At 37.8% G+C, this 16,987-nt stretch carries 17 protein-coding genes; 9 read left to right on the top strand and 8 right to left on the bottom strand.

What is annotated here, in order from left to right:
* Positions 1-7 precede the first annotated feature (7 nt).
* The 9 genes from gmhB to KKC91_11395 all read left to right on the top strand — a co-directional run bounded on the left by gmhB (position 8) and on the right by KKC91_11395 (position 7,855).
* Entirely contained in the window at positions 8-589 is a 582-nt protein-coding gene (gene gmhB, locus KKC91_11435) for a D-glycero-beta-D-manno-heptose 1,7-bisphosphate 7-phosphatase (protein ID MBU0479165.1), read from the top strand.
* The gene (locus KKC91_11430; protein MBU0479164.1) at positions 582-1,580 is read left to right on the top strand and encodes a bifunctional hydroxymethylpyrimidine kinase/phosphomethylpyrimidine kinase; all 999 of its coding nucleotides are present in this window, start codon (positions 582-584) and stop codon (positions 1,578-1,580) included. Before gmhB ends, KKC91_11430 begins: the two co-directional genes overlap by 8 nt.
* Positions 1,577-2,047: an adenylyltransferase/cytidyltransferase family protein gene (locus tag KKC91_11425; protein ID MBU0479163.1), complete on the top strand. Its 471-nt coding sequence runs from the start codon at positions 1,577-1,579 to the stop codon at positions 2,045-2,047. Before KKC91_11430 ends, KKC91_11425 begins: the two co-directional genes overlap by 4 nt.
* Positions 2,048-2,050: 3 nt before the next feature.
* The gene (locus KKC91_11420; protein ID MBU0479162.1) at positions 2,051-2,848 is read left to right on the top strand and encodes a serine/threonine protein kinase; all 798 of its coding nucleotides are present in this window, start codon (positions 2,051-2,053) and stop codon (positions 2,846-2,848) included.
* Positions 2,849-3,052, top strand: a complete 204-nt coding sequence (locus tag KKC91_11415; GenBank protein MBU0479161.1) for a helix-turn-helix domain-containing protein — start codon at positions 2,849-2,851, stop codon at positions 3,050-3,052. It begins immediately after the preceding gene.
* Positions 3,049-3,978 (top strand): tRNA (adenosine(37)-N6)-dimethylallyltransferase MiaA, encoded by a 930-nt coding sequence (gene miaA, locus KKC91_11410; GenBank protein MBU0479160.1) that lies wholly within the window; start codon positions 3,049-3,051, stop codon positions 3,976-3,978. Before KKC91_11415 ends, miaA begins: the two co-directional genes overlap by 4 nt.
* Before the next feature lie 68 nt (positions 3,979-4,046).
* The gene (locus KKC91_11405; protein ID MBU0479159.1) at positions 4,047-4,844 is read left to right on the top strand and encodes a 2-amino-3,7-dideoxy-D-threo-hept-6-ulosonate synthase; all 798 of its coding nucleotides are present in this window, start codon (positions 4,047-4,049) and stop codon (positions 4,842-4,844) included.
* A 15-nt stretch (positions 4,845-4,859) separates the two neighbouring features.
* Positions 4,860-5,849, top strand: coding sequence for a 3-dehydroquinate synthase II (locus KKC91_11400; GenBank protein ID MBU0479158.1), 990 nt, complete (start codon positions 4,860-4,862; stop codon positions 5,847-5,849).
* A gap of 8 nt (positions 5,850-5,857) precedes the next feature.
* Positions 5,858-7,855, top strand: a complete 1,998-nt coding sequence (locus tag KKC91_11395) for a sodium:solute symporter (protein MBU0479157.1) — start codon at positions 5,858-5,860, stop codon at positions 7,853-7,855.
* A 22-nt stretch (positions 7,856-7,877) separates the two neighbouring features.
* On the opposite strand, the gene KKC91_11390 is transcribed toward KKC91_11395, so the two are convergent.
* From KKC91_11390 to KKC91_11355, 8 genes are all read right to left on the bottom strand, one after another.
* A complete protein-coding gene (locus KKC91_11390; protein MBU0479156.1) occupies positions 7,878-9,035 on the bottom strand; it encodes a DUF799 family lipoprotein in 1,158 nt (385 codons plus the stop codon).
* Positions 9,029-10,021, bottom strand: a complete 993-nt coding sequence (locus tag KKC91_11385; GenBank protein ID MBU0479155.1) for a patatin-like phospholipase family protein — start codon at positions 10,019-10,021, stop codon at positions 9,029-9,031. The genes KKC91_11390 and KKC91_11385 overlap by 7 nt, the downstream gene beginning before the upstream one ends.
* 40 nt (positions 10,022-10,061) lie before the next feature.
* Complete coding sequence (locus KKC91_11380; protein ID MBU0479154.1) at positions 10,062-10,511, bottom strand: nucleotidyltransferase; 450 nt, start codon at positions 10,509-10,511, stop codon at positions 10,062-10,064.
* Positions 10,471-10,653 (bottom strand): hypothetical protein, encoded by a 183-nt coding sequence (locus KKC91_11375; protein ID MBU0479153.1) that lies wholly within the window; start codon positions 10,651-10,653, stop codon positions 10,471-10,473. The genes KKC91_11380 and KKC91_11375 overlap by 41 nt, the downstream gene beginning before the upstream one ends.
* A 159-nt stretch (positions 10,654-10,812) precedes the next feature.
* On the bottom strand, positions 10,813-11,112 hold the full coding sequence (locus KKC91_11370) for a zinc ribbon domain-containing protein (GenBank protein MBU0479152.1): 300 nt from the start codon (positions 11,110-11,112) through the stop codon (positions 10,813-10,815).
* A gap of 51 nt (positions 11,113-11,163) precedes the next feature.
* Positions 11,164-14,277: an efflux RND transporter permease subunit gene (locus tag KKC91_11365; GenBank protein ID MBU0479151.1), complete on the bottom strand. Its 3,114-nt coding sequence runs from the start codon at positions 14,275-14,277 to the stop codon at positions 11,164-11,166.
* Positions 14,274-15,722: a TolC family protein gene (locus KKC91_11360; GenBank protein MBU0479150.1), complete on the bottom strand. Its 1,449-nt coding sequence runs from the start codon at positions 15,720-15,722 to the stop codon at positions 14,274-14,276. The genes KKC91_11365 and KKC91_11360 overlap by 4 nt, the downstream gene beginning before the upstream one ends.
* On the bottom strand, positions 15,719-16,966 hold the full coding sequence (locus tag KKC91_11355) for an ATP-binding protein (GenBank protein ID MBU0479149.1): 1,248 nt from the start codon (positions 16,964-16,966) through the stop codon (positions 15,719-15,721). Before KKC91_11355 ends, KKC91_11360 begins: the two co-directional genes overlap by 4 nt.
* Between the last annotated feature and the right edge of the window lie 21 nt (positions 16,967-16,987).

Below are 16,987 nucleotides of genomic sequence, written 5' to 3'. Positions count from 1 at the left end.
GATTTAGGTGACTGACAATAGATATTCACATAGAGCAGTTTTTTTAGATAGAGACGGAACAATTAATACAGAGGTTGATTATTTAAAGAGTGTGAAGGATTTAAGGCTCATCGAAAATACTGCAAAAGCTATCCGGATTTTAAATCAGAATAAGATTAAAGTTATTATTGTTACCAACCAGTCAGGCATTGGCCGAGGTCTATTCTCTATAGACGATTTAGATAATGTGCATAATGAATTAAAGAGAAGATTGCGTAGGAATGGTGCTTATATAGACGCAATATACTATTGCCCACACCATCCTGATGAGGAATGCTCTTGTAGAAAACCTAAAAAGGGGATGTTCAAACTGGCTGCAAAGGATTTTGATTTAAAACTCAATAAATGTTATATTATAGGAGATAAATTAACAGATATTAAAGTTGCCCATAATATATCTGCAATGGGAATACTGGTTAGAACAGGTTATGGAAAACTAGAGCAAAATAAGCTAAGGAAGGCGGGTATTGTGCCTGCCCATATTGCAGAAGATTTATATGATGCTGTAAAATGGATAATAAGAAATATAAACAGAGAAAAAAATGAGTGATTTAGCAGGTATTACTAAAAAGTTCAGCGGTAAAAGAGTACTTAGCATTGGGGATATGATATGTGACGAATATGTATATGGGGAGGTCTCCCGCATATCAAGGGAAGCGCCTGTATTGATTTTAAAGTTTGATTCAAACATGTTCAAGGTGGGAGGAGCAGCAAATGCGATATCAAACCTAAAAGCGTTAGGTGCAAGAGTATATCCCGTTGGTGTGATAGGGAATGATAATGCTGGGAAAGAGGTCATTTCCTTTCTCGGGAAAATGAGGGTGGACACAGACGGAATTATTATTGATAAATCCTGTTCAACCATTACAAAAACACGGATTATGGCAGGTAGTTACCATACAGCAAAGCAGCAGGTTATACGAATAGATAAAGAAAAGAATTTTCGCATAAGTTCAATTAGCGAAACAAAAATGCTTACTTATCTTGACGAAGTACTAGATACTATGGATGCTGTACTTATTTCAGATTATGGATATAAGACTATCTCGAAAGCGGTGTATTCTGTAATATCTAAGTATGCAAGAGAGAAGAAACTTGTTCTGGTTGTTGATTCCAGATATGGATTACTCAATTATAAGTGCGCAACAGCAGTAACACCGAATGAGACAGAGGTTGAAGATGTTTTTCATTACAGCATTAATGGAGAAAAATCCCTGTGCAACATAGCAGAGAGGCTTAAATCCGAGATAGAGTGCGAGAATGCAATCATAACGCGCGGTAGTAAAGGCATGATGGTATTAGACAAACACAGTAAAAGTACATTTATCCCAATACACGGAAGTACAGACGTGGTTGATGTTACTGGCGCAGGGGATACGGTTTCTGCTGTAGTAACTCTGGCTCTTTCAGCAGGAGCAAGTGCAATTGAGGCTGCAAGACTGGCAAACTATGCGGGCAGTATTGTTGTTATGAAGACCGGTGCAGCTACAGCCACACAAAAAGAGCTGGTTGAGGTTGTAAAACACGCAAAAAAATCATGAAGGTTTGCAGTCTAAATAACCTTCCTAATCTGGTAAAAAAACTTAAAAAAGATAATAAAAGAATAATTTTTGCAAATGGCTGTTTTGATATTCTTCATGTAGGGCATACCAGATATCTTGAGCAGGCAAAGTCTTTGGGCGATATATTAATTGTAGGGATCAATGATGATGAATCTGAATCGCAGTTGAAAGGGCATGGCAGACCAATTATGCCGGAGGAAGATAGAATAGAGATTGTAGCAGCTTTAGAATGCGTGAATTATGTAGTGCTTTTTTCAGACCTTACTGTAGAAAATTTGTTAAGAATTATAAAACCAGCAATACATGCAAAAGGAACAGATTACACAGCTGAGACTGTTCCAGAACGAAATATTGTTCTTTCCTATGGTGGACAGATTGCAATAACTGGAGATAGAAAAAATCATTCAACAACCGATATAATAAAAAAAATACAACAGCAGTTATAAATTATGATTGGCACATACATATCAGAATACAAAATAATCAAACATCTTTCTTCTACTAGTCTTACTGATGTTTATTTGGGGATTAAAGACAAGAGAAAAGTAGCCATCAAGGTGCTGCAAATAAAACCGGATACTGACAAAAAACATGTCAGTAGATTTTTTTATGAAGCCGAGATAATGCAGAAATTAAATCATGAAAATATTCCCAAGGTGTATAATGTTAACAGAGAAGATGATATTTGTTATATTGTATTAGAATATTTTGATGGACACAATCTCAGAGAGATGATAAGAACGCATCATACTCTGTTAAAAGACTATATTGATATAATTTTGAAGATGTGTGTAACACTTGCATATATTCACGAAAAGGGGATTATCCATCAAGATATAAAAAGCAGAAATATGATTTTGACAAAAGACATGGATGTAAAAATAGTAGATTTTGGTTTAGCTTATGAAAAGAATAAATCTAATGTAAGGATTAGAGAAAGGGCTGGTACTCCGCATTATATGTCGCCTGAACAAATAAAAGGATATAGAGGAGATGAGAGATCTGATGTTTACTCTCTTGGTGTTGTTATGTATGAACTTATAACAGGCAGGAGACCATTTGAAGGAAATTCATTCGATGAAATTGTTACTCAGCAAGTGAATATGCTTGTAAAATCCCCTCGATTTTATAATCGAGAGATGTCTAAGGATATTGAGAATATTGTTCTAAGAGCTCTTAATGTTGATCCTGCAAAAAGATACCAGAGCGTAGAAGAATTGGTTTTAGATATAAAAAAGGGCATGTAGATGATAGAAGATAAGTATCTAACAAGAAAACAGGTTCAACGAATGTTAAAGCTTACTAGAGAAGAGATGCTGAAACTTATTACTGAGCAAAAGCTGAAAGCCTATCGCCTAGACAATTGCATTGTGTTTAAATATGAGGATGTAGATAAATTTATGCTTGCAATTGAGCAAGAAGGAAGCTCTGACAAGTCAAAGAATAGATGAATTCCTCCGTCATAGTCCTTGTAGGTCCTACAGGTATAGGTAAAAGTAAAGTTGCTGTAAGCCTTTCTGCATTCTTCCCCTCAGAAATTGTATCAGCAGATTCCATGCAAGTGTATAAATACATGAATATTGGAACAGCAAAACCGTCAAGAGAAGAGAGAAGATCAGTTCTTCATCACATGATAGATATTATTTATCCTGATCAATATTTCAGTGCAGGGGAATATGCGAAAATGGCAAGAGACAAAATAAATAGAATTATTAACTCAGGCAAAACCCCGATACTTGTCGGGGGCTCAGGTTTATATATAAGAGCTGTAATTGACGGTCTTTTCCCTGAACCTATGATCAAAGAGACTATTAAAAAAAGAGTAAAAACTCAGCTGGCTAATAAGGGTTCACATTGTCTGTATGGAAAGCTTAAAAAAGTTGATCCCATAGCTGCATCAAGAATTCATCCAAATGATTGGAGAAGAATAATCAGAGCTTTGGAAGTTTTTTTATCAACAGGAGAGACCATTTCAAGTCTTCAGAGTAAAACTAAAGCCGAGTCCATAGATTGTCAATATCACATAATAGGGCTTAAGACAGGACGCAAAAATCTTTATAGGAGAATTGAGGGCAGAGTGGATTTTATGTTTAAAAAAGGACTTGTGAGAGAGGTTAGGCAGCTCATAATAAGAGGATATGACGAAGACCTTTTGCCTATGCGGAGTTTGGGATATAGGGAAGTTTTGGGATATATAAATGGACATTATGGTCTTGATGAGGCAAAAGCACTCCTCAAGAAAAATACCCGTCATTTTGCAAAAAGACAGATGACTTGGTTCAACAAGGATCCTAGGACTAAGTGGATAGAAATAAGTGATATAGATGAAGAAATTGACTTGATTTGTCATAACATTCTCAGATTAGCAGGATTATGAGAAATTTGACATGAAACATAAAATTTAATATCATGCGGATTGTATCCAAATATAAAGGAGACTGCAATATGTCCAGATTAGGAAAGAGTGTACGTTTAGAGAGAATAATTAATAGAAATACTGGAAGAACTGTTATTGTGCCAATGGACCATGGTGTAACTGTAGGTCCAATTAAGGGAATTGAAAACATGCGGGACATGGTAAATGACATCGCTGAAGGCGGTGCAAATGCAGTTTTAGGGCATGTTGGTCTTCCAATGCATGGCCACAGAAGACATGGCAAGGACATAGGATTGATTCTGCATCTTTCTGGCAGTACTCTCTGGAGTCCTGATCCAAATGCAAAGGTACTGGTAAACACAGTTGAAAATGCTCTGAAAATGGGCGCTGATGGAGTATCTGTTCATATAAATATTGGTGCTGAGAACGAGGCAGAGATGCTAAGGGATCTTGGTATGGTCAGTGTTGCATGTATGAACTGGGGCATGCCTCTTCTTGCAATGATGTATATACGTGGGAAGAAGTTCAAGAGTGAATCAGATGTTGAAGGAGTTAAACATGCGGCAAGGATTGCAGCAGAATTAGGCGCAGATATTGTTAAGGTTACATACACAGGGTCAAAGGAGACTTTTTCCGAAGTTGTTGAAGGATGTCCAATACCAGTAGTTATTGCCGGAGGGGAAAAAGCGTCTAATGACAGCGAAGTGCTTGAAAATGTCAAAAACTCGCTGGAAGCAGGCGGATCGGGGGTTTCTATTGGAAGAAATGCATTCCAGCATAAGCATCCTAAAAAGATGGTTGAGGCAATATGCAAGATTGTGCACGAAGATGTCTCTGTAGAGGAAGCGTTAAAAATTTTAAATTAATAAGGATGATAAATAGTGAAACAAGTTTGGGTTAATGCGAGACCGTGGAATAAAGAGATTGTTATTGCAGCTCTGGAATGTGGAGCAGATTTTGTTGTTGTTGATAGAGGATTTAACGGGAAGGTAAAGGAACTGGGAAAAATACAAACTGTTTCCGAGGATGGAGATCTGCGAATAGACAAGGATGTTGCGCAAATAGAAATTAAGAAAAAAGAGGATGAAATCAAAGCAGCAACGATACATAACAAATGGATAGTTATTAAAACGCATGACTGGAAGATTATCCCTCTGGAAAATCTTATTGCTCAAACAAAAGGGTTGATAGCAGAAGTTAAAAATTTACAAGAAGCAGAAGCAGCCTTGAATATCCTTGAGAAAGGGGTAGATGGTGTTTTATTGGATATAAAAAATCCTGCTGAATTAAGAAAAGTGATTAAACGGCTAAAAATAGAAAGTATCTTGCTATCTATTAAAAAAATAAAGATCAAGTCTGTAAAGTCATTAGGCGTTGGAGATAGGGTTTGCATAGATACATGTACTAATATGACTATTGGAGAAGGAATGCTGGTTGGTAATACAAGCTCGGGCATGTTTCTTTTGCATTCAGAATCAGTAGAAAATCCGTATGTTGATCAAAGACCTTTTCGTGTAAATGCAGGAGGAGTGCATGCATATGTGATGGTTACAGAGGGAAAAACACGATATCTTTCGGATCTTAAAGCAGGGGATAAGGCACTGATTGTAAACTGGGAAGGAAAGACACAAGAGGTGATTGTTGGCAGAATAAAGATTGAGAAAAGGCCTATGCTTCTTGTAGAAGGAACCTGCAACAAACAGAAAGTATCACTTGTATTACAAAATGCAGAAACAATAAGATTAGTAACTCCGGAAGGAAAACCAGTTTCTGTCGTCAGCTTGAAGCCTGGAGATGAAGTGCTCGGGCACATAGAAAAGTCTGGCAGGCATTTTGGAATGAAGATTGAAGAAACTATTATTGAAAAATAGAGGATATTATGAATCTGAACTTTCTGGACTGGGCAATTGTATTTTGCTCAATAGGACTTTTAACCTATTTCAGCCTTAAAACAGTAAAATATATGAAAGGTGTGGCAGATTTTCTTTCAGCTAATCGTTCGGCTGGGCGTTTTTTGCTTTCGATAGCTGGTGGTATGTCAGGTGTTGGCGCCATTTCTGCAATTGCTATGTTTGAAATGTACTATGCAGCTGGTTTTCCACCTATCTGGTGGAGCCTCATGATGCTTCCTGTCGGAGTTTTTATCGTCATGACAGGATGGGTTTACTACAGATTCCGTGAAACCCGCTGTATGACCATAGCCCAATTTTTTGAGGTTCGTTACAGCAAAAAATTCCGTATCTACTCAGGAATTATAACATGGCTGTCCGGTATTGTTAATTTTGGGATATTCCCCGCAGTAGCTTCTCGGTTCTTCGTCTATTTCTGTGGATTCCCAAATAAATTCATGCTGATGGGAATGGAGATTCCCACGTTTGCTCCTGTAATGATTTTAACTTTGGGGATAGCCATGCTCTATACCTGCCTGGGGGGACAGATTACAGTTATGGTTACTGACTGTATTCAGGGTATTTTCTGTGCCATTGCTTTCATTATTGTATGTTTAGTTCTTCTCAACCAATTTTCATGGCTGGATATTACTCAAGCCATAAAAATGGCGCCTGTAGATGCTTCTATGTTGCATCCTTATCACACATCAAAGGTAAAAGATTTTAACGTTTTCTTTTTTCTTATCACAGTATTCGGGTCATTTTATGCATACATGTCATGGCAGGGCTCTCAAGCATATTTTAGCTCGGGTCTTAATCCGCATGAGCAGAAAATGGGCGCAGTTATCAGCCTGTGGAAACAACTTGTTCAGGTATTGATGTTAGTTCTTTTGCCAATCTGCGCTTTTGCTTTTCTTAATCTTCCGAAATTTTCTACACAAGCTTCGGCAGTTGTAAATGTCCTGAAAACCGTAGACAATTCTACAATCGCAAATCAAATGCGTGTGCCGGTTGCTCTTGCTTATATTCTTCCAAATGGAATCAAGGGGCTTTTTTGTGCAGTGATGTTATTCTTTCTCATCACCACCCAGGACACTTATCTGCATTCATGGGGAAGCATCCTTATTCAGGACGTTATATTGCCTTTCCGCAAAAAACCACTTGAGGCAAAACACCATGTTTCGCTATTACGCTGGTCTATTTTTGGTGTGGCAGTCTTTGCATTTTTATTTAGTCTTTTATTCAGACAAAGTGAATATATTTTAATGTTTTTTGCAATAACCGGCGCTATAGTCAGTGGTCTGGGCGCAGCTATTGTCGGCGGATTATACTGGAAACGAGGCACAACTTTTGCCGCCTGTACAGCCCTAACAATCGGCTGGGTTATGGCAATTAGCCGTATCGTCCTGCGACAGATTGCACCCCACTTCAAGAATATTGCTGACAGAGGGCTGTTTCTGCAGTTTATGGATAAACTCAATTCCATCAATAGTCAGACTGTATGGTTTTTTATCATGCTCTCCTGCATTCTGAGCTATATCATAATTTCCATACTGACTTGCAGGAAACCATTCAATATGCAGCGAATGCTGCATATTGGAGAATATGCTGTAAAGGGAGAGCATGTCAAAGCTTCCGATGCTCCTAAGTCCATCTGGTGGAAGATAATGGGTATAAGCAAGGAGTTCAGCCGTTCGGACAAGTTCCTAGCCGGCGCTTTGGTAGTCTGGAATTTTGGCTGGTTTGGCATTTTCCTCTTTGGAACCATCTACAACCTAATTGTTGATGTTCCGACGGATTCGTGGGCTACTTTTTGGCATATTTGGATATGGCTGCAACTTCTGATTGGAATTCCCGCCACCATCTGGTTTACATGGGGGGGGATACGAGATATAAAACGACTATTTAAACGTCTTTCAACTATCAAACGCAATGATATGGATGACGGAACGGTTGTGCACCATCATCTTCTAGGCGAAAAAGATTAAAGACAATTCGATACCTAAATCGTTAAGGGATTATTAAAATCTGTCCCGGATTTAAAAAGTTGATTTGCGGGACTCTTTCCTTGTTTGCATCATAGATTAGTTTCCATTTTGCTCTGTCTCCATATATATCAGGATTTCCGGCTATGCTGTGTAATGTATCTCCTTTTTTAACCATATAGTATCTGGCGGTGTGTTTTTCTGTATTAATATGTTCTTTTGGGTAAAGAGCAGCTTGTTTTTTACTAAGACGCTGCAATTTTTTTGCTGTTTCAATCTTGATAAAATGAGAAACAACATCCTCTTTATGGATCCATCCAAACCTAGGGGGTTGCAACTCCTTATCTTCAGTGATTTCTATAAAATACCAATCATCCAATCTGCTAATCATATTAAATTTTGTTTTTCTGGACGCGCTTGCGATAATTTCAGCATTCCTTGATGGTTCGGAGTAAATGGAAGCAGTTTTATTATTTATGATAACTGTGGGAATTACAGGAGTGACTACATCTGGCAGGGTTATGGATATATCTCTAAAAAGCTGGTCAGAAACCCGATATATCCATGTCTTTCTCATATGCAAAGCCGCTTTAAGACTTCCCATCACTAAGTCCTGTGGAGATAGATATAGTCTGCCTTCATGACTTGTAGATATACCGCTTGCCTGCCATAATAAGTTGCCTGTGTGTGAATCAACCATTTTTACAGAAACCCCAATACCTACCTGGGAATAAATTACCCCATAGAATTTTCTGTAATGAGTAACCTTTCCGTAGATCAGGGCATCAGCAGGCAAAGTTTTTTCAGGATTTATCAAGCCTTGTTCTTTAAGTAAAGCATCACTCTTTTTAAGTTTCATATATGTATAGGATTTTGTGCTTATGTGTCTGAAGAATGTATCTCTTAGGAGGTCAGCTATATCTTTTGGAAGATTGTTGTTTTTTGTTTGAATGTTTCCATCTTTCTTTATTTCTCTTGTAATATTTTCGAATGGAAGTATTGCGACAATCTTAGGAGGGTCTTTATAAAGAAAAGAGGATATTATATAATCTGGTTTATACTTTATTCCAAACTCCTCAAGAATATTATTTTTTTTACTTTCTTTTCTGGTAAGTCTTAAGGAAGTGATACAACCTGTAAGAAATACACACAATAAAACGAATACGAAGATTCTTTTTAACATATATTAGCTTTTTTTTTAATTTTTGGTAACACATCTAATACTGATTTATAACCTTCTGATATAGCTTCTGCTCCTTTGTGAAATTCCAAGGTGGAGATATGATTCACCTCAGGATTAATTATTATGTCAGCTTTCTTTAAGTTTGAAGCAGCTATTTTATGCTCCATAATATAGAATGAGTGTATTAAAACATCAATTATATTGGGAGTGTTTGAATCTACTTGTTGCCCTTTATATATTTTATTTTTTAATATAGAAGTAAATTCACGGACGGTTTCTAACTTGTCTTTGTTTGCCTGAATGAGCTTATCTATTTTACTATTTAATTTTGCAAGGGATTTGTTTATCGTGTGATTTCGGGAATGTTGGGGCAGAGTAAGAGGTTGTTTATTAATTACCTCAGAAGTAATATGTCCTCTTTTTTGAGGCTCTGGTATTACATTACAGGCAATAACAAGTTTTGCTCCCATATTTCTTACTATATTTACAGGAACAGGATTTACTATGCCTCCATCTACTAAAAACTTGTTTTCAAACTTTACAGGCGTAAATATCACTGGAATTGAAATGCTTGCTCTTACAGCTTCAGCTACAGAACCGCTGTCAATCACTACTTCTTCCCCTGTAATGACATCAGTGGCTATGACTCTAAGTGGAATTTTTAAATCCTTAAATTCTATGTCTCCGATAATGGAACGCAGAAGCTCTTTAATCTTTTCTCCGTGAATAAATCCTTTTTTCAATAGAGCTAAATTCGGATCAAGTAAAAGAGCTAATTGTCTCCAATCTATGTTTAATATTATTTCTTCAAGAGTATTTATTTCACCATCTTTAGCGAAACAGGCGCCCACTAATGCTCCAATGCTTGTTCCAGCTATCATGTCGACAGGAACATTGTTTTCCACTAAAGCTTTCAGAACTCCAATGTGGGCCAGACCTCTTGCAGCCCCGCCTCCCAGGGCAAGTCCTATTTTAGTTTTCTTCATCTCTCTGTTTTTTCTCCGAGGTGAAACAGAATAGAAATTGCTAATTAGGTCTTTCTTGCTTTAACAATCTTTTGAGAACTTTCAAATCTTCTCTATCTTTAACTCTTCCAGCAGCTTTCTTCATTTTTATAATATCTTCTAGAGAAGCAAAATAAACTTTCTGCTTACCAAAGAAGTTCTCAACTTTATTCTCCCAAACCTCTTCAAATGAAATACCTTTGACAAATGGATGAATGTCTGTTTCCACAATATATTGCCGGATAAGAGTTTTTTTCTTCAGAAGCAATTCAGGAGTTAAGGATGACACATCATAACCAAATTCTTCCAGGCTTATCAGTGTGTTTCTTGCGTTTTTGATTGTTGGTCTTATAAAGATATCAGTATCTAATGTGGATCTTGAGTAACCATAGACAGGGAAGGTGACTGCGCCAATCAGGACAAATTCTACCTTATTGTCTCTGAGTAATGAAAGTAGTTTTTCTGTCTTCATTTCTTCTAAGAATTTTTGCCATCTCTTTAGATTTTTGAAGCATCATTTGCATCCGTTCACCAATAGAGAGCTTTTTCAAGTAGTCCAGTTCAAACTCCATTTCTTTTTTTTCACTACTATTATCTATCTGTAGTATAGACACAATATCACCCTCTCATACTGTAAAAACAGATTACCATAAACCCTGATGATTCACAAGAAATTATAATGCCCTCTTGCTTAAAACCTCAGTAAAAATAGGCAAAAATGTGTGCACCTATTTTTGTAGAGTACATTCAGTTTGTTCTGCCTACCGCTCATTCTAGAATTCGTTCATCAGTTCGTAGCATTGTCTGAGACTTGCAATGGATTTCATAGTTGCCTGAAGCAAAAGCCAGCTGAGTAAAAGAATGCCTATTGTCAGTCCGATTTTCCAGGCTCGTGTTGTTTGCGGGCGCCACCATATCAAAGGAAGTGCCAGGGGACCCACACAGCCAACTGCAATGACAATAAAGGTTTTACTGAAATACCATTTAATCTTCTTCTCCAAGAATTCACCGCAGTGCTTACACTTTATCGCTTCGTCCTGAATCTCTTCGGCACAGAATGGACACTTCTTCATAACTCACCTTTCCTAGATATTACCATAGCTCAAATTGCTTAAAACCTCCATCTATTCCTCATCCTTTTTTACTGTTGTGTGTCCTGCAATCTTAAGCGTTATGTCATCAATAATGGCATAGATACATGGAAGGACAATTAGGGTTAGCAGGGTGGCGCAAACGATGCCCCATACAATAGTGAGAGCCATTGGTCTTAGAAATGGGTCGTTTCCCCAGATACCATAGGCTGTCGGTGCAAGGCCCAATGCTGTTGTGATTGTAGTGAGCAGGACAGGTCTTAATCTTAACTGTCCGCTCTCTATGATAGACGCCCGTCTATCCACTCCTTTTCTGCGCAGGTTATTGATGAAATCTACAAGCACAATAGAGTCATTTACCACAATACCGTTGAGGCCTACAATACCCATCATCATAAAGAAACTTATAGGAAGCTGATGGAAGAAAAATGCCCATATAACACCTATCAGGCCAAAAGGGATAGCCATCATTACTATAAGCGGCTGAATCAATGAGTTAAAGTTAGCGGCTAAGATCAGGAATATCAAGAAGAATGCCAGACCAAAGGCTTTAACAAAGCTGTTGACCATTTTGATATTCTCCTCTTGCTCTCCTGTGTATTTTATATCATAACCCGGATACTTCCCTGGGATGTACTTAAAGTTTTCAGCCAAAAGTTGATTAGCCTTTGAAGAAGTTATCTTTTTAGTATCAACATCAGTGTGAATTGTAATTACTCTTTTTCCGTCTAAATGGCGGATACGGGTTACTGATGTTCTGTCTTCCAGATGCGCAACTTTTTTTAGCGGGATAAGATTGCCGAATTTGTTTGATATAAGTATTTTTTCAAAGGTCTCTTTTTTACTGCGGGAAGTTTCAGGGAAACGAACAATTACATCAATTTCTTCCTCAGCTTTGGTCGGTTTAATAGATGTAGCAAGTCCACCTTTAAATGCAGAACGGATAGTAGAGGCAATCTCTTTTACTGAAAGATAGGAACGCGCTGCCTGTTCCTCATTAATTACAACCCGAATTTCACCTCTTCCTACTTCATAATCAGAGGCAATATCTGTTACTCCTTCTATGTTCTTCAGGAATGGAAATATCTCATTTGATATTTTTTCTAGTACTGCGAAGTCTTCTCCGCGAATTCTAATCGCCACAGCTTTTCCAACAGGCGGACCTTCATGGGGTTTTTCAAAATAAATTTTCTCAAATCCTTTGACATCTTTAGTTCTATCTCTCAAATCCTCTACGATTTGCTCAACGTTTCTTTCCCGCTCAGTATTTGGAGTAAGGTAAACCACAATCTGCGCTACATGAGGACCTGATTTTCCATAAGGGTCAAACATCCATGTATCTCCTGAGGAACCAACCTGAGTTGTATAGGCATCCAGCTCATTTTCAGGAAGCTGCGCCACTTTTTCCTCAATCTCTTTTACTAATTTGTTTGTAGTATAAAGGTTTGTACCTGAGGGAGTTTCTACGCGTATAAAGAACTGCTCTATACCCTCAGATCCAAAAAGGATAAAAGGCATTATCCTGCTTAGTGCAAAAGTCAGAAGGAGCACCACGATAACACCAGCGAGCACCCAATAGCGCCGGTTAAGAGCTTTGTTAATTATTCCCGTATAAAATTTGAGTAATGTCTTGAACCATGGCAAGTCCTTCTTTGATCTGTATTTCTTGTTTTTTCCTATTCCAACAAAATCCGCAAAATGAGACGGGAGAATTACTAAAGCTTCAAACAGTGATGCGCTTAAAGCAATAATCACAACTATCGGTATGCCCAATATAAATTTACCAATTATCCCTTCTATGAGCATAAGCGGACTGAAAGCTACAATAGTTGTGATTATTGTGGCTGTAACAGGTTTAACAACTTCCTGTGTCCCGATAATAGCTGCCTGATGAGGATCTAAACCTGTCTCCAGATGGCGCGCGCAATTCTCTGCCACGATAATTCCGTCGTCCACTAACATTCCCAGAACTATGATCAGGCCAAGCATAGTTATAAGATTTACGCTTAAGCCTGTAAATCCCATGATTGTCAGTGTAACGCAAAAAGCAATAGGGATTCCCAATGCTGTTAACAAAGCCACTCTATAGTTAAGGAACAACATAAGAACACATAAAACGAGAACCAATCCGATAATTCCGTTATTTCTTAATACACCCAACCGCCTGTTAATGTAAAAAGACATGTCATTAATGTAGGAGACCTTTAATTTCGGGTCTGCTCTATGAATAAAGTCAGTTGTTTTATCCTTAACTATATCAACAATTTTGACTGTATCGCCTGTTGATTTTTTGATTACAGTTAGATTAATTGAACGTGTTCCAAAGCTTTTATTGATCACATCCTCTTCTTTAAGAGAAAAACGAACTGAAGCAATATCCTTTATGCGCAGCCAATTGCCAAGGTCATTGGCGCGTATGATCACGTTTTCAATCTCCTGCTTTTTGTGAAATTCCCCTGTGGTACGGATGCTGAATTCTTTTTCCCCACGCAGTTTTCCGCCCGGAATACTGATGTTTTTCTCACGCAAAGCATTCATTACTTCTTCCACGCTGACGTGAAAGTCTTTCATTTTATCAGGATCCACCTCCACCCACACTTCTTCATCTCTCCAGCCCCGTTTGGAGATAGACGAGACACCGGGTATATCCTCAAGTATATCCTCAAGGTTTTCTGCGTATTTTCGAAGTTCAGTCTCCGGCAAATCTCCGCTCAATGCGATTTCAACTGCTGGGACCTCACCTGTAGTGATTTCTGTTACAATTGGATCTTCAGCATCGCCGGGAAGATCCTGAACCTGATCAACAGCCTGTTGAATATCATCTACAACCTTGTCTTTGTCTTTTGCATCGTGACTAATATTGATCATGATAGTAGAAACGTTTTCATCAGATATGGACTGTATCTCTTTAATTCCGTCTACGCTCTTGAGCTCTTTTTCAATAGGTACTGTTACTAATTTTTCAATCTCTTCAGGAGGAGCGCCAGGATAAGCAGTGCTGATAACTACTGCATCCATCGAGACTTCAGGGAAAGCCTCTTTTCTTATCTTATAGATGTATAAGGTATAGAAACCCGCAATCAGGATAAAAACTGAAATGAGATTAATTAAAAGAGAATGTTTAACTGAAAATTCACTTATTTTCATAACACGCCCTTCCAGTATTTATCAAGCAGTGTATTTTTTGCCAGATCCAGGTCAATAAGGCTGACCCTGTATTTAAATAATGATGAGCTTAGATCTAGATTGGCTTGTAATAAATCTTCTTCATAACGAAGAATAATATCCGAGCTTGAACGTCCATAACTAAGATGCTTCATTTCTTCTTTTAGTTTGTTTTCCTGCAATTTGCTAATGGAAGTAAGCAGTTCAATTCGATTCTTCAGACTGTTTACTTCTTTAACTTTGTTGTTGATCTCTTTTAATATTAGTCGTTCAGTCCGTTTAAGGAAAAGAAGAAGCTGTTCCTTGTTTAGTTTTGCCTTTTCAAGGTCTGCCTTTGCCGAGCGGTTTTCAAGGGGTATTCTAAAGGTAATCCCCGTAAAAAACTCGTAGTTATTTTCGTCAGAAGTTTTATTCCACGAGTCTTGATAGTTTGAAGCCAGCCCGTTCTTCAGAAAACTGGCCTCCAGATCAATTTCAGGCCATAGAGCATCCTTTTTTATTTTTATATCTATATTTTGCGATTCTATTTTGTTCTTTATGACCTTATAGTCCCTGCGATGCAGGATTGCCTCTTTCAGTATTGCATACACATCAACGCTGTGCAGAGTGGTAACCAGCGGGTCAAGAGGCTGCAGCTGAATGTGTGTGTCTTCTTCGTTAAGCAGGAATAACAGGTTGTTTTTTGCAATTTCCTTCTCTAGATGAGCTATAAGCACTTCATTTTTTCTTGTGCGCATATTGGCTTCAATTGCGAACAAGTCTCCTTTTTCAGTTGTTCCTCTTTCATAGTTTTCTTTGTATATGGAATATAGCTTTTCAGCTTCCTTCTGCATATCCAATTTTATATCGAGTTCTTTTTCTTTGAGAACAACATTCCAGTAAGCTGCCTGGGCTTTATAAAGAGCATTTTCAATTTCACCTAAAGAGGAATATTCTGCATTGTCTATATTAATTTTTGTTATCTTAATATTAGATCGGTCAGCTAGTCCAAAAAAGTTTTTCCCCAGTGATTGATTGAGAGAAAATTTAATGCTTGATTCATTATAGTTGTTTATTGCTGAAGAAGAGGAATTGGCATCAACTAATGAATGTTCTGCATCTATTTTAATGCTTGATCCTGTTGGAAGCTTTTTCTCAACGCCAAGTGAATATTCATTTGTAGCGGTTTTTATTCTGGAGAGAGTTGTTGAGGTCTTTTTCTTATCATCCTCATAGCTTGCTCCTGAATTCAGGAATGTATCAAAGATTGATTTTGCCTTTCCAAGAGATGTTCTTTCTTTATACACATCAATCTTAGCAATCTGGATATCCAGTGAATTTTCAAGCGCTAATCGTGTAACATCATCAATTGAAATTTGTTGTTCTGCATACGAACTTTGTAATAGTAGAAAAAGCAGTGCTGCTATGAGAATAGCCTTGCTTTTCATCTCGGAACAGTAGCCTTGCTGATTTCAGCAAGGTGCTTTAGATATGAATTTACACTTATGGTTGATACATTTTTTGTCAAAGGTACTTCCTGTTTGCTTAAAGAAATGACACTGCCGTCACCGATCTTTAGTTTTGGAAATAGCTTCTTAAATGTCTCTATCGGTTTTGCCATGCCGAGATTTGGAGTTTTACTTAATTTAATCTCAAAGGGGTAAAGCTTTAGGTTGCTTTCAATAATTAAATCAATCTCTACATCATTATGTGTCCGCAGGTAGAAAAGATTGGGTTTGATACCACGGTTAAAAAAGTGTTTTACGGTCTCTTGAATAACAAAATTTTCAAACAAGGCGCCGGCTAATGGTCCGTTTAGTAAATGCTCTTTGGTCTCCAAGCCGGTTAAATAACAAACTAACCCAGCGTCTAAAAAATAAACTTTTGGACTTTTAGTTATCCGCTTTCCTAAATTCCTGTAATATGGTGGAAGGACATAAATAATATGGCTTGCTTCTAATATTGAAAGCCATTTTTTAATGGTATTGCCGCTTACGCCTAAATCACTGGCAAGTGAGCTTAAGTTCAATATTCCCGAACAGCGCCCAGCCAAAAGACGCATAAACTGCTGAAATTCTCTTAAAATGCCTATGTTATAAATTGTGCGTATGTCTCGTTCTAAGTAGGTCTGCACATAACTACCGTACCATTGCCGGGAACTTACGCCTGAGTGAATTGAGTTTTCTGGGTAAGAACCCCTGAGGCAGGCATGAAGAAAACTCTCTTGATCATTGGATAATTTAGCTTTTAGCGAGACAATCTTCCTTTTCTCTTCTATGCTAAATGGCAATAGATCAAGCAAGGCAACCCTGCCGGCTAATGTATCTCCCAGATTTTTGATAAGATGAAATTGCTGTGAACCTGTAATAATAAATCTGCCATAACTATGACGTTTTTGATCAATTAGCATCTTTATATAAGAAAGGATTTCAGGGACATATTGAATTTCATCAAACACTATATTCTCACCAAGGCTATCAATAAAAAGTCGGGGGTCAGAAATCGCCCGTTCGCGCATAAGTGGATCATCAAAGGAAACCACAGCATGAGTCTTTCCAAAAACATTCTTAACCAGAGTAGATTTCCCTGATTGTCGTGGACCAGTTAAGGCAACAGCAGGAAAATGCCTAACCGAATGACGGAGTGTATCTTCTATCTCCCTGTGTATATATAAATTTTCTTGACTAACCATAACTACCTTTTACCATCAATG

Source organism: bacterium, assembly GCA_018812485.1.
Lineage (GTDB): Bacteria > JAHJDO01 > JAHJDO01 > JAHJDO01 > JAHJDO01 > JAHJDO01.
This window is presented reverse-complemented; position numbering and strand designations above follow the sequence as displayed.